Source organism: Sphingobacterium thalpophilum (assembly GCF_038396785.1).
Taxonomy (GTDB): Bacteria; Bacteroidota; Bacteroidia; order Sphingobacteriales; family Sphingobacteriaceae; genus Sphingobacterium; species Sphingobacterium thalpophilum_A.
This window is the reverse complement of the sequence record NZ_CP151087.1, coordinates 451,872-465,944: the sequence shown is the minus strand read 5'-3', so window position 1 is coordinate 465,944 and position 14,073 is coordinate 451,872. Positions and strand designations below refer to the sequence as shown.

Genomic DNA, 14,073 nt, shown 5'->3' with positions numbered 1-14,073 from the left:
TCTGTTCTAAACCAGTCACTATTTAGTATAATCCATGGTATATACCCGATAAAACAATTTGACAGGTGTTTTCTGCCATAAAAGAGGTAATAGATAAGTTATTAATTTGTGTGTTTTACCAAACTTTTGCATCTTTGCGTATTAGCACCAATATTTAACAAATCACCTTTATATTAACTTAAAGCTGTAAAATACAAGACGAGATCATTAAGCACACGAAGAAAATTTATAAAACCGCAAAGGAGCCAAAGCATAGTCTCACCGAAAAATTGAAAGAAATATCCATTGAGATCTTCATTATCGTTTTTGCAGTATCACTTTCGATATGGCTTCACGGTTGGAGTGAGCATAGGCATGAACAACAAGAAGTAAAAGAATTTTTGGAGGACCTAAAAGTCGATCTCGAAAAAGATGTCCACGACTTAGAAAAGCAAAATTCCTACCTAACGAACACAGCGGAAGGATGTAAATTTTACGGGGAATTAAACCAACAAAAAATTGATAGCTTGGTGAAAGTCAACCCAAATGACCGTATTAAGATGAACCTTAATCCGACCTTTAAGATCAGAAATACTGGAAATTATGAAGGATTTCGATCTAGTGGAAAAATCGGTCTCATTAAGGATCGAAAATTAAAAACAGGAATTTTGGAATATTATCAAACCGTAGTACCATCAAAAGACGATTGGCAAACCTACTATAACTCATTGGTTTTTAATCTCGCAGATGAGCTGGTCTCCGTTCCCAATGCAAATATCAATCCTGATTTAATGTACAAAGCAATTAACGCATCGCCAAAAGTAAAAGGGATTCTTATCAATGCAGCATCTCAAGCAAATATGATTATTCAGCTGAATGATCAGGTGATTAAATCTGCCAAAGAAATCATTGCCGAAATTGAGCATAACAACGAATAAATCGGTTTAAAATGAGTGTGTAATGCCTTACCAATAAAAAAAAGACTTCTTTTAAAGTTTTAAAAGAAGTCTTTTTTACTTGTTATAGATATTATCTCATTGGATTTTCACTATTATCTGTCATCGATTTCCATACGCATTTCCAGAAGATTTGGTTTAAATCCTGCCTTTGCATAGGCCTTTATTGCACTGGTATTTTCTTCATAAACCTGAAGTCTTACTTCCGAGATATTTCTTTCTTTTGCCCAATCGATCAATCGGTGTAAAATCATCTTGTTGATACGCTGACCTCGATATTCTGGCCTAACGTACATAAAACCAAGATAAGCATACTTTTCATACTTTTGATAAGGTTTTGAATCCAATAATTTCGCATATCCTGATCCGACAAGTTGATCGTCAACAACTGCAACAAGGACTTCAGCCTCCCTAGACTTGATCAATTCGAGGAGATCATAATAATGAATTTCGCCTGGCTTTAATGTGTTATCAAAAGGTCGTTCCGCTTCAACGATCCCTTGTTCAAACTCAATTAACACATTGATTTCGCTTTCTTTTGCTTGTCTGATGATTATTTCCATAATTAATATTCTGCATGTATTATTCCGCCTCTTTCGGGCTCGATCCACTGTTGACAAACTACAAATCGCATAGCAACTGTAGTATTATTTTCATATTTTAAGTTCTAATAAGAAGGAACTTCGGAGCCTTTTTCACCTTTTCTACAAGTTACATATTTATCACTTATAACGAAGGGGCTACTTATCAAGAATATGGAACTCTCGTTTTTCCAATAATCCATTTTTGTATAGTTCAGTATAAATCAACGGTCCTCTTTTTCTTGTGTTAATTATTGGTTCCCCCGTTTCTTCATTATATTCCTGCAATAATTTATAACATTTCCATTCGCCATCAGGAAGACCTCCTTTATACTTTGCTTCCAAGTACGTATACGAATCTGTAAATGATGGATATTCTTGTAAGTCCACAAACCGATTTGTTTTAAATTCGATCCATTTTCCTTCTTTATGGTGATTTTTAATTGAGCCCTGTTCTTCATCTGTTTTATATAATCCATTCTGATCATAGTATCTGACAAATGTTCCGTTGCTTAAGAGCTGAAATTGATAAACAGGTTTTTGCCTAAAGGGATTCTCATTAAATTCATAATCCCGCAATGAGATTATAAAATTTTTATCGATATAGAATAGTGTATAGTCTGTGAATCCCATTTCTCCCTCATGATGAAGATAAATTCTTCTTATATCAAACGGCTTCCCATTCTTTACTGAAATTAAATATATTTTTTCTATGAATGGTTCACTATAGCGGACAGCGTTATAAATGGCCAGAAAATGAAGCGAATAATCCCCATAACGGAGGAAATTGGAGGCAAGTTTAATCTGATTATATTCTTTGCCGATATCTTGCTCAAATGGAAAAGAAACATCATATGCTTCGGGTATCGTTACGAGATTGTTTTTGATTGATTGATCAAATTTTAATGCATAGCGATTTCCTAAACCACGGTGATCTTGCATAGCCGACAATACGGAATCGACAGGTAGTTGTTTTGAAATATTTGAATACCCAAATGGAAGCGTTATACAATTCCTTTTATCCGTATTAAAAAAGTTAGATCCTTCAACTGATGCAGGTATATTTAAATTCTTATATCCGGTTTGTGCTTTGCTGTAGTTGGAAACAAGTACAAGCACAAGAAGGATAAAGGTTTTATTAATTTCACTAAACATATACTCTTTAGTTGTTCACATTGATCCTAACATTGCTCCATGAGTTTTCAGGCAAACTGAGCCATCATCTCCTATCTAACCTACCAAGCTATTTCCTTCGCTTTTTTTAATGTTTCTTCGATATTTTCACACAAAATCTTGGGAATAAAATCCTCTCTTGGCATTCCGTTGATATGATACAATCTTTCCGTTGGGAATTGGAATCCAATTTTTGTTTCTGTGAGACGGAAGTTTGAAATTGCGCCTAATAGCCCGGCCATAGGTGTGCCAATAACTGTCGCTCTATCAAGCGCGTCAAAACCTATAGCTATCCCTTCGCCCATACTTCCTGTCCAGTGTCCCACGAGGATATACACATTACCCTTGAAGATTTCCTTACGTGGACTTACATACTCTACCCAATGTCGTTTTGTGTCATAATCCTTCTCATCAAATTCGTGAATTTGATAAGGTAGACCTTTATTGACAAACCGCCCCATAATGGCCCTCGCAACCGTTGAATTTCCACCGCTAGGAGTTTCAGTCAAATCCAAAATAAGGTTTTTATTAGAAATCAAACTGTCAAGCGTCTTATCAAATTCAGCGATCAAGTTATTATTTCCCAGTGAATTATTGATTTTGATATAGGCTGTGTTTCCATTTATAATTTTATAATACAACAATTCATTCCGATTGCCATAGCTTACCGGTTCAAATGTTTTACGTTCGCCGTTTTCAACGACAGTAATCACGCGTTTCTTATCATGAGTTCCCGCAAAAAGCATATCTAAAGCATACTGATACATCTTTGGACTGTAATGATCTGTAAATCGAGGTAAGAAACTTTTTAACTGTTCATCGATTGCTTTTCCGTTGAAAAGAGTTACTTGCATACCAATTTTTAACCCAGCTAAATCTGCACCAAAACCTTTTCTTAAGTCTTTTATTAAATATTTGTTTCCATTTTTTTCGACACGTAGGTCGGACCATGATGGGATTATCCTGTTTGATGTATTAAGATTTGTGCTTAACGACGAATGTCCATTGTACAGCTCATTCAACGTATTTTCAAGCAACTGAATAAACTCGTTGTCATTTGTAACTTTTTCTACTTGTGAAGAATAAATTTCTTTGACTTTATTCCAGTCGATATTTTGCCTTTCTAAATAAGCATAATGTTTATTGATATCAGACCAAAACTCATAAAAATCCTTTTGGTATTTGGTTTGGGCGAAAATATTATTCTTTGTTAAAAATAAGAATACTATAGTAAAAATTGCTTTAGTCAATAGGCTTAATTTCATTGTTGTGTTCTTGAAGTGGTATTTCATTGGTCCAACCATAGCAAAAATAATAAAACCGGTGTTAAAATACTGAATCTTTTCCTCTATAAATTAACTATAATACAGTCCCCTTGCGCATTGGGTTTTGCGATTTTCCTCTTCGAGTTTGGTCAGCCGTAAGGCTGGCATTAACTCATGCTTGTGTACTTATAGCCTTTTATAGGCATTTGCATTGGCCAATTTAAAAACGGGGTCTTTTAGCCACCATAAAGATACCCGGCCTTTACGCAAAAAATTGTTATGGTTTAAGTTTCGCTATGCGTTCCATTTCTTTTTGGTGATACCGTATCCTGGCATCTAGTTTGGCTGGTTCGTAGATCACCTGTAGTGCCGGATTATAAGGGGTTAAGTCTTTTAGGATATTCCATACAACAACGGATATTTTTCGTGCGATAGCGATCAGGGCCTTTTTCGAGGATTTTCTTATACTTAGACGGTTGAATTTGTCTTTAAAATAGGAGCCTTTACAGCGGCTTGCCGCCCAGGCAACCTGTACCAGTATTGGCTTGAGATATCTGTTTCCTTTAGTGATTGCTGTACTTTTATATTTCCCTGCGCTTTCATCATTCTTTGGTCGTAATCCGACCCATCCGCTCAGTTTACCGCTGTTTTCAAAAACTTTCATGTCTGCGCCGGTCTCGGCGATGATCACAGCGGAACTGATACGGCTAACGCCGGGAATCGTCTTTAGCAAGGCACTCTGCCGTGGAAAATCACGCAGGCAGATAGCTTCAATCTTTTCTATATACTCAGCAGACTGCTTGATCAACAGGTCGTATTCAGCTTTTGCCATCTGCAGGTTGAAGCGGTGGTGCTCCTTCATGCAGCCGGTTAGTGCTGCTGCCAGCTTTCCGTTTTCTTTGTTCTTCTTACTGGCATAGACCAGTTTGCTTAAACGTACGGCATCACGCTCCCCGGCTATCAGGGCATCAATGACACTCAGCATACTTTTCCCTCCGATATCGGTCACAAGACTACCCAAACGGATTCCGGCCTGTACGAGGATATTGTCCATTTTGGTAAGCATACGGACTATCCGCTGCTGCAACTTGCTATAGGAACGGGTGTAGCTCCTGAGTTCCTGTATTCGCTCACCGGGCACAAAACTCCCGCGAAGCATATCTTTGTGAAGTAGCTGGGCAATCCACTGTGCATCCTTTACATCGCTTTTGCGGCCGGGCAGCTGTTTGATTAAAAAGGGATTCACCAGCATCAGATCAAAGCCCATTTCAGAGAGAATATTCCAGACCGGGATCCAGTAAATACTGGTACTCTCCATCGCTACTCGGAGAACACCCGCAGCCTTCAAGTAGGCTCCCAACTGTCGAATGCCCGTACTGAAGGTTTCGAAAACCTCCACATCCGAATAATGCTTCCCATTAAATACCGCACAAAAAATACTATCTTTATGCACGTCAAGTCCTGCTGTTTTCATATAACTTTTTTTTTCAACATAAAGATAAGCAGCGGGACTTGCTTTGATTGCGATAGCTCTCGCCAATTTTTATCCGCTTGTGTGTAATCGGAAAATTAAATGTAAATTTGAAAGCATTACTTTTTTCGTAATCTCTTTGTATAGATTTATAACTTGGAAAATCCTGGTGTTGTGATTCAGCAATTAAGCTGTTAACATCCCATTGGAGTTTTGATAATGATTAATTTGGTAACTTTTTTACCGTTATCTTTAAGACGACATGCGATCCGTAAGAAATAACGGCTTATACCGACTGCTGATGGATATTCAGATGGCGATTTTACTTTAGCCAAAAGTTTAAACCATTCTTCACCACACTGCTCTTTTACTTTTTGTTTCAACTCGTCCATAGATACGCTGGGAAAGGTCTTATGATCCTGATCAGTATATTCTTCACTTAGAAAAAGCCCATTCCCATTTTGTTTTAAAGGCTTCCAGTCTGAGTTAAAATGTTTCCATTCGGTAAGATCACAATGGGGACCTTCATTCATAATAGTTACGCTGGTTTCATAGCGTTGTTCCACCTTCAAGTCACGGACCTGATCACTTAAAATAGAAATATAAGTTCCCTCGATGCTTTCCCCGACTTCTGCTTCGATTTCTACGGTATCACGTTGTAGTCGATCCATCCTTTCTGGATCAAAAATGGCCATACCTTGAATCGAAACGACAAATTCATTGAACTTTATGGATGTTGTTGTCTTAACCTCATTCGTGGTATGCGAGGCGGGGACCGTATCTATCTGCTTCCTGGATATCACTACTTCTCCGTCAATAGGATGTTCTGATTGCTTAACATCCCGTTTTTGTAGGGGTACGCTAGGATTGTTACAAGAGCAAATTGCAGCAACAGTTAGCATGATGATATTTTGTTGTATGTTCATCTCTATACCTTAGTTTGTATTTTCTTTGCTTAACCGGGCAGTGTAGTACGCAAACTGCTTCATATTTTCATTGGCAACTTTTTTAAGCGTATAAGCTTTTATGATAATCGTCATGCTATCGATCCATCTGATGTTTTCCACCGCCCAATTGTCCGTTTCAAAACTGTTGTATTCGGAAAGTTTGATCCGGAAAGGAGCCTTTTCTTTGCGGACAGCAAGTACCCCTATAAAGCAACTATTCGCAGCATAGACCTCATTATAATAATAAGCAAGAAAATCTCCGTTTGGAGATGGAATTGGTATTTCAACTGCACCGTCGCCGACTGAAGCAATTGTATGTTGACTACCGTTGATGCTATCGAGTAAAACTAAATCGCTAAAACCTAATGATTCAGCAACATGATTGCTTACGAGAATATGCATTTTCAGTTTGGGAAGATAGCCTTTATACGCCCAACCCTTAAATCCATCACCATAACCGTCTGAAAAACTATATTTCCTGAACTTTAGCTTGCCTTTGCCTGTAGGAATCACAAAGCTTTTCCGTTCAACAGCAGGAGTTTTATTGATAATGTTGGAGCTAAATGCTTTATGATAGTCTTCTGGTGTAGCTGCTTTGATTACTAATTTGGGAAGGCTATCATAGCGATCTCCATAACCTACTGTCAAATTTGGTGTAGATTGACCGTAAACAAGGTTTATCGAAAAAAGAAATATCAATAGCGATTTCATAATTATTTCTGGATTTTAGTAAAAACAGGATTCCATCTAAGATAACCCTCCCTGCGTTGCATGATGAAATAGATCTATTGTTTGTTCAAAAGTGACATCATGAATCGATCATCGTGTAAAGATAGGCCACAAGCCGCAAAAGTTTAAGACCATTTAATATTTGCATGTGGCGATTTATTATTCGCTATTTCTTTAAAGGATGAAGACTTGACGCTGTTGTATTACTATACAACTCTCCTGTTTTATCCCAACATTTGATCCTCTTGAAAACGATGACTTCGACTCATCGTCACTAGTCCAGCAGAGTGGCAACTAACAGTACAATAGTGGGTTTTTCCAAACAATCGCGAATCAAAATGAGTTTACAATGCTGTTTTATTATGGGATTGACAGATTGATCAATTTCGCTTAAAGACGGTATTCCCTTCTTTGATTGTTTCAATTACTTTGATGTCCCGTAATTTTTGGGGATTAATTGTTAATGGATTTTGATCCAAAATAACCAAATCAGCTAGTTTTCCTTTTTTAAGAGACCCTTTATCTTTTTCTTCCTGATACTGATAGGCGGCGTTAATGGTAATTGCTTTGAGCGCGTCCCTGACATCAATACGTTCATCTGGCCCCAACAACATTCCCGAACGTGTCGTCCGATTGACTGCAGCATACACCCCGGTCAATAGATCTGGAGGTGTTACTGAGCTATCATGATGGATGGTAAACAGTATTCCCGCTTTTTTTGCCGACTGAGCTGGACTAATAAACGCCGCACGTTTGGGACCAAAAACACTTTGATAGTGCCAATCTCCCCATAAGTAAACATGGGATGAAAAATAGGAAGGAATAACACCGATATCTTTTATCTTGGCGATATGATCGGGGCGGCTGTTCTGCACATGTATCAAGGTTGCCCTAAGCTCAGGCTTATAAATTCCTTCGGCTTTCAATCTGCCGATCACACGAAGTGCCTGATCAATAGCCGCATCGCCATTAACATGTAGTTGTGCCGTAATATGATTTGAAAACACTGTCTTTAAATCATTGTAGAGGGTCTGGTCCGAAAAGATAGGAAAGCCTTTGTAATCTGCCGGTTGACCTTCTGGTGGAACCAGGTATGGTTCTGTCAACCAAGCTGTCTTCCCCTGAGGCGAACCATCATCCGAAAATTTAAATCCACCAAATTTCAAACGCTTTTCGTATTTCATGTAACTGGGTTTAAAGGATTTCCATTCGGCTTTGTTTGCTTCAAAATCCGGAAAATAAACCACATCTGCCTTTAGAAGATTTTTCGAAGCTGCTTCCTTCAACAGGCCAACCCCCACTCCCATCGAACGTCCGTCACAGATTGTTGTCTGCCCATAACTAAGCCATTCGTCTTGCGCTTTGACAAAATCTTTTAGGGATTGAGATAGCTCATTTTTGGCCTGTTGAGGCTTGGGAATCATATTCGTCAACTTCACCAGTGCGGCAAAAGAGGCATTTTCTTCTAGTTTGCCGTTTAGTCGATTATCAGGGCTTCGGCCGTAATGTCCCCCCTCCGGGTCTTTCACATTTTCGGTAATACCTAATAACTTCAACATCGCACTATTGGCAACACTTGCATGACCAGAAGCATGAATGACAATAATCGGATTTGTCGTACTGATCGCATCCAATTCCTGACGAGTCGGATGGCGATGCTCACGCATGATAGCATCGTCGTAACCATTTCCTAATACAGGAACAGACGTGCCTAATTTTGTTCGCTTAATAACTGATAATATAGTCTTTTGAAGATCTGGTATTGAATTAACGGTACCATAGGGACTGGGCGATAAATCTATTGCCTGTTGCATTCCTGCTCTTGAAGTGATATGGCCATGGGCATCAATAAAGCCAGGCAGTAAAGTTTTTCCCTTTAAATCGATCTGTTTCGTGTTTTCCCCTACATAGGGGGCCGCTTCTTTCCGGCTACCGACGAAAAGAATTTTCCCGCCTTTTACTACTAACGCATCTACCTGGGGAAAATCATCTTCCATCGTAATAATATTTCCACCAAAATAGAACGTATCCCCTTTTTGCTGACTGCTCTTACAGCCTAAAATAAAAAAGGGTAAAAGGAAAAATAGATATTTTGTAATAATTGCCATGTGAGAGGTTAACTGTACTGATGAATAACAACAGAAAACAGTTAATTGTTTCGCAGCTCTTTGCTGGGTAACAGTCGGTGGAAAAATGCGCATCTAGATGCGCATTTTCGATTAAAGCAGAATCGGTAACAGTTGATCTAGACTTTCTACCTGCAGGAAATTGCTTGGTTTAACCTCATCACAAGCTTGCTCATGTGTCCAAGTCACATGGTAAGGGACATGTATTGCCTGTCCCCCCAATGCCAAAACAGGCAGAACATCGGAGTTGATTGAATTTCCGATCATGATAAAATTTTCAGCGGGGCATTCAATTTTTCTTAATAATTTTGAGTAATCGTCATTTTTCTTGTTACTCATAATTTCCACATGATGGAAGTACTTTTGGAGACCCGAATTTTTCAGCTTTCTTTCCTGATCCAAAAGATCGCCTTTTGTGGCTACGATTAGCTTATAATGTGCACTCAGCCTTACCAACGTATCTTCAACACCTTCCAATAATTCAATCGGCATCTTTAATAAATCTTGTCCAATCGCTATGATTTTGTTTATTGTCTTCAGCGATAACTGTCCTGCCGAAATACGGCTGGCAGTCTCTATCATACAAAGAATAAAGCCTTTCACACCATACCCATAGAGGGACAGGTTATTCATTTCTGTTTCAAATAATTCTTTTGATACTGCATGCTGTGGAAGATAATTTTCTAACAGTGCACAAAAATCATGTTCTGCTTTTTGAAAATATGGTTCGTTTACCCATAATGTATCATCTGCATCGAATGCGATGACTTTAATGGCAGTTTTATTGATAATCATCCTAATTTTAATTCAATTTAAGTAGTTTACTTGATCTTGATGCTATTATATTGTTCCCATAACCCGGTCAAGTTTAGGTCTGAATCATATACGGCATTAAAAGCAAACAGTTTTCCCTTAGCCACATAATCATAAATATAAAGATCGGTTAAAGGGGTCGGAATAGATTCCAGTTCGTCTGCAGCGATCCATTCGAGGTCACCCTCATTACAATAGGGGGCCTCTACATATTCGATATCGGATACATATACATAGCTGATCCAATTGTAATTGATCGGTGATGTTTCGGTTAACATGCCACAAAATTGTTTTGACGTGATATGGATCCCTGTTTCTTCCATGACTTCACGAACTACCGCATCATCCGGGTTTTCAAATGGGTCTAATTTCCCACCAACGGGAACATACATATCTTTATTGGGTTCTTTAAGGCGCTTTAACAATAGAAACTTATCTTTATTTCTTAATATACATAGTGTGGCTACACGCTTCAAACCTGTCACTTCAGTGCTCATTTCTTTTCTGTTTGTAACAAAAATAGAAAATGTTGCGAGAGTCTTCAAGTATTTTAGCGAATTCATTCAGTCTATCTCTCCTCAGTAAGGACTTGCATATCTATTGCATCGGCATAAGTCACCTTGGCGATCACTTTTCCATGAAGCGGACCCCATAATCTTTACGCACTCACTCTCATGGGGTACCGAAATTTATTTTTGAGGGAAAGCCCATTATCCAATGAACGATCGGCATAATGGGCTATATCCATAGAATTAAACATTAAATTATGCGGGTCTTAAATGATAGGCTTTAGGCTGAACAAATGCTCGTATACCTTGAGCCGATAAGGTCGAACCTAAGCCAGAATTTCGTCTTCCGGACCAAGGCACATTAGGGCTTACCCTATCACAGCAGTTCCAATATACCGTTCCTGTATCCATTTTGCTAAGGATATTCATTGCTCTATCCTGATCGGACGAAAACACCGCTGCAGTAAGGCCATAGGTCGTATCCTGCATCAACGTAATTGCCTCTTCGTCTGAAGTTACGTTTTGTATACCTATCATCGGACCAAAAGTCTCTTCACGCATAAGTAGCATGTTGTGATTACAGTGCTCAAATACTGTGGGAGCATAATAATATCCCTTACCTTCTAATACATGTCCGCCCAACCGTAGTGTTGCTCCCTTTGCAAGGGCATCTTTCACTTGATCCTCAAGGACGTCCAGCTGAGCAGCCCTCGTTAAAGGACCGATAAATGTGTCTCCAGCGCATGGATCGCCAACCTGATAGGAAGCTACCTCCTCAATAAATGCCTCGACAAACTCATCGTATATCTGTTCTGAAACATAGATACGTTCAACCGCACAACAGCTCTGCCCATTGTTGTAGAAAGCGCCCTCAGCTGCCGACACTGCCGCCTGTTTTATGTCTTTCACATCTTCTGTTACGTATAGGGGATCCTTTCCGCCTAGCTCAAGCTGGACTGGAACTAATTTATGCGCTACGGCCCTAGCAATATGTACTCCAGTTTTATAGGATCCAGTAAAGAAATAGCCATCCAATGGCAATGATAAGATATGCTCGCCAATCCTCCCATCTCCAACAACACAGTGAAATACATCATCAGGTATACCGGCTTCATAAAGGTATTTTGCAAACTGCAATCCGGTCAGCGTAGCAAATTCAGAAGGTTTATAGAGCACGGCATTGCCCGCAACCAAGGCGTACAGAAAAATATTAAAGCCCACATTATAAGGGAAATTCCATGCAGAAATATTGGCAATGACACCAAGTGGTTCATAGCGAATATGTTCTAGTGTAGCCCCCTCATTTACAATAATTTCTTCTGAAAGCCATCTTTCAGCATTTTTTCGAAGATGCTCAATACGGTTTTGTGCTCCGTTAATTTCATTAAGCGATTGTGTGATGGGTTTGCCCGTCTCCTTGGTAAGGATCTCCGCAAGTTCCTGTTTATTCGCCAAGATCAGCTCCCCAAATTGTATGATGCACGCCAAACGATCCTTCAAAGGAACGTTGGCCCATTTTTGCTGTCCCTGTCTTAGTAAGGAGAGTGTATTTTCCAATTCAACTGTTGTGGTTGAAGGCAACGTTGCTACTACAGCACCGGTTGCAGGATTTCTAATTTCTGTGTTGTCTTGCATGTTCGATAAAAACATTAAGAATTAAATTTTCATCTAAAAGTATTCCCTTCTGTGTTTGGGAAAATTCGGGATGCCATTGTACACCCATCACTTTCCCGGCCGCTTCTTTGGTATAACCAAATGCTTCGATAAATCCGTCTTCCGAGCGCGCAAAGACTTCGAGATCACGGCCAAGATCTTTAATAGCCTGATGATGTACAGTGTTGACCAAGGGATTGGCAACATGGCCATATAGTCTGTCGAAAAGTGTTCCTGGTTCTATATGTACGGGATGATTGATGGTGTCGTATAGACTTGCTGAACGATGTACAGCCGACTGAGGAAGCTGACTACCGATATCCTGATACATTGTGCCTCCAAAATAGACGTTCATTAACTGAAATCCCCGACAGATACCTAAGACTGGCTTATGATTTCTGATGGCATAATCCAATATCTTTAGCTCATATTGATCCCGATAAGGGTCTCCTTTCCAGGGTCCGATAGGCTCTTCTCCATAATGCTGGGGTGCTATATCGCTTCCACCTTGAAGAACTATGCCATCCATCTGGTGTAAGATGTCCGCTAATAATGATTCTTCAAGATCCGGCAATAATATAGGAAGAACGCCTTTTTTAGTTATCCATCGAACCATATCATTTTCCATATAGCTCAGTGATTTGTGTCCAAAGACCGTCCTCTCGGGGTCTGGATAAAAAAAACACGCACTAATACCGATTTTTAACATATTATTTTCCTTCGTAAGCGGTTTCATAAATTGCAAGAAAATCTGCTTTGCTAACGGGCTTGGGGTTTGATGGGTGACAGAAATCTGCAAACGCCAGTTCTGATAACGGTTGCAGATGTTCCTTTTGCACGCCTATCGCAGATAATTGTGTAGGCAGTCCCAAACGTACATTGAGGTCAAACAGATAGTCTACAACCCTGTCTCCAGCATGACCACCGAGCCCTAAAGCCATGGCCATCTTATCGAAACGATCTTCAAAACCGACATAATTAAACTGCATTCCATAAGGAAGATTCACCGCGTTGGCCAGTCCATGATGGGTATCAAGGAGCGAGGACAGCGGATGCGCTAAACTATGAACGACTCCTAATCCCTTCTGAAAAGCAACAGCTCCCATCAATGATGCCAAAAGCATTTTGGAGCGGGATGGCAAGTCTGATTCTTTCGTAGCACACTCAATAGACGTAGCCACCATGGCCATTCCTTCAAGCGCTATACCATCACACATCGGATGATACCCTTTGGCCAAATAGGCTTCCATATTGTGGGTAAGTGCGTCCATTCCCGTTGCTGCCGTAATAAACGGTGGCAGATCCATTGTAAGCAAAGGATCGGCAAATACAATTTTTGCCATCAATCTGGGACTAAACAGAATTCGTTTTTTCTTGGTTTCATCTTCTGAAATAATAGCACTACGCCCAACCTCACTCCCAGTCCCGGCGGTCGTAGGTACAGTAATCAATGGTGGTATCTCGTTGGTCACATAGATATCGCCACCGATCAGATCGTCGTAATCAAATAAATCACGATGATGATTTGCGCGCAAGGCAATTGCCCGTGCTACGTCGAGTGCTGCTCCACCGCCAACGCCAATAATTGAATCTCTATTTTGCCCTCTAAAGACATCTCCTCCCAAGAGGACATCAGATTTTACTGGATTTTTATGCAAATCATGAAAGACAATAACGTCGATCCCTTTGTTCGTCAGCTTTTGTTGAACTCCCTTAAAAAATGGTAGTTGGGCGATAGTCGGATCCGTTACCAGTAAAGGGCGATTAAGTCCATTGGTCAATAAATAGTCTGGTAGCTCGTCGATCACTCCAGCACCAAAACGGATCGGTGTCGGAAAATTAAAACCGTAAATTTTTGCTGTATCCATTGT

The 14,073-nt window shown here is 39.7% G+C and carries 13 protein-coding genes; 1 reads left to right on the top strand and 12 read right to left on the bottom strand.

The annotated features are described in order from the left end of the window. Positions 1–269: 269 nt before the first annotated feature. A complete protein-coding gene (locus tag AACH28_RS02135) occupies positions 270–917 on the top strand; it encodes a DUF6090 family protein (RefSeq protein ID WP_341832115.1) in 648 nt (215 codons plus the stop codon). 113 nt (positions 918–1,030) lie between these two features. Here the strand turns inward: AACH28_RS02135 and AACH28_RS02130 are convergent, their stop codons facing one another. From AACH28_RS02130 to AACH28_RS02075, 12 genes are all read right to left on the bottom strand, one after another. Beyond that, positions 1,031–1,498, bottom strand: coding sequence for a GNAT family N-acetyltransferase (locus tag AACH28_RS02130; protein ID WP_341832114.1), 468 nt, complete (start codon positions 1,496–1,498; stop codon positions 1,031–1,033). Positions 1,499–1,675: 177 nt separating this feature from the next. Beyond that, positions 1,676–2,671: a hypothetical protein gene (locus tag AACH28_RS02125; RefSeq protein ID WP_341832113.1), complete on the bottom strand. Its 996-nt coding sequence runs from the start codon at positions 2,669–2,671 to the stop codon at positions 1,676–1,678. Positions 2,672–2,751: 80 nt separating this feature from the next. Further along, positions 2,752–3,954, bottom strand: coding sequence for a S41 family peptidase (locus AACH28_RS02120; protein WP_341832112.1), 1,203 nt, complete (start codon positions 3,952–3,954; stop codon positions 2,752–2,754). 277 nt (positions 3,955–4,231) lie between these two features. Then, positions 4,232–5,428 (bottom strand): IS110 family transposase, encoded by a 1,197-nt coding sequence (locus AACH28_RS02115; protein WP_341831097.1) that lies wholly within the window; start codon positions 5,426–5,428, stop codon positions 4,232–4,234. A gap of 191 nt (positions 5,429–5,619) precedes the next feature. After that, positions 5,620–6,351, bottom strand: a complete 732-nt coding sequence (locus tag AACH28_RS02110) for a hypothetical protein (protein WP_341832111.1) — start codon at positions 6,349–6,351, stop codon at positions 5,620–5,622. Positions 6,352–6,360: 9 nt separating this feature from the next. Further along, on the bottom strand, positions 6,361–7,083 hold the full coding sequence (locus AACH28_RS02105; protein WP_341832110.1) for a hypothetical protein: 723 nt from the start codon (positions 7,081–7,083) through the stop codon (positions 6,361–6,363). A gap of 398 nt (positions 7,084–7,481) precedes the next feature. Continuing rightward, a complete protein-coding gene (locus tag AACH28_RS02100; protein ID WP_341832109.1) occupies positions 7,482–9,209 on the bottom strand; it encodes an amidohydrolase in 1,728 nt (575 codons plus the stop codon). A 111-nt stretch (positions 9,210–9,320) separates the two neighbouring features. Next, positions 9,321–10,022, bottom strand: coding sequence for an HAD family hydrolase (locus AACH28_RS02095; protein ID WP_286767204.1), 702 nt, complete (start codon positions 10,020–10,022; stop codon positions 9,321–9,323). 26 nt (positions 10,023–10,048) lie between these two features. Continuing rightward, the gene (locus tag AACH28_RS02090; protein ID WP_341832108.1) at positions 10,049–10,537 is read right to left on the bottom strand and encodes an NUDIX domain-containing protein; all 489 of its coding nucleotides are present in this window, start codon (positions 10,535–10,537) and stop codon (positions 10,049–10,051) included. Positions 10,538–10,804: 267 nt separating this feature from the next. After that, entirely contained in the window at positions 10,805–12,184 is a 1,380-nt protein-coding gene (locus AACH28_RS02085; protein ID WP_341832107.1) for an aldehyde dehydrogenase family protein, read from the bottom strand. Next, the gene (locus AACH28_RS02080; protein ID WP_070564532.1) at positions 12,162–12,911 is read right to left on the bottom strand and encodes a gamma-glutamyl-gamma-aminobutyrate hydrolase family protein; all 750 of its coding nucleotides are present in this window, start codon (positions 12,909–12,911) and stop codon (positions 12,162–12,164) included. Before AACH28_RS02080 ends, AACH28_RS02085 begins: the two co-directional genes overlap by 23 nt. Before the next feature lies 1 nt (position 12,912). Next, on the bottom strand, positions 12,913–14,070 hold the full coding sequence (locus tag AACH28_RS02075; RefSeq protein ID WP_341832106.1) for an iron-containing alcohol dehydrogenase: 1,158 nt from the start codon (positions 14,068–14,070) through the stop codon (positions 12,913–12,915). Between the last annotated feature and the right edge of the window lie 3 nt (positions 14,071–14,073).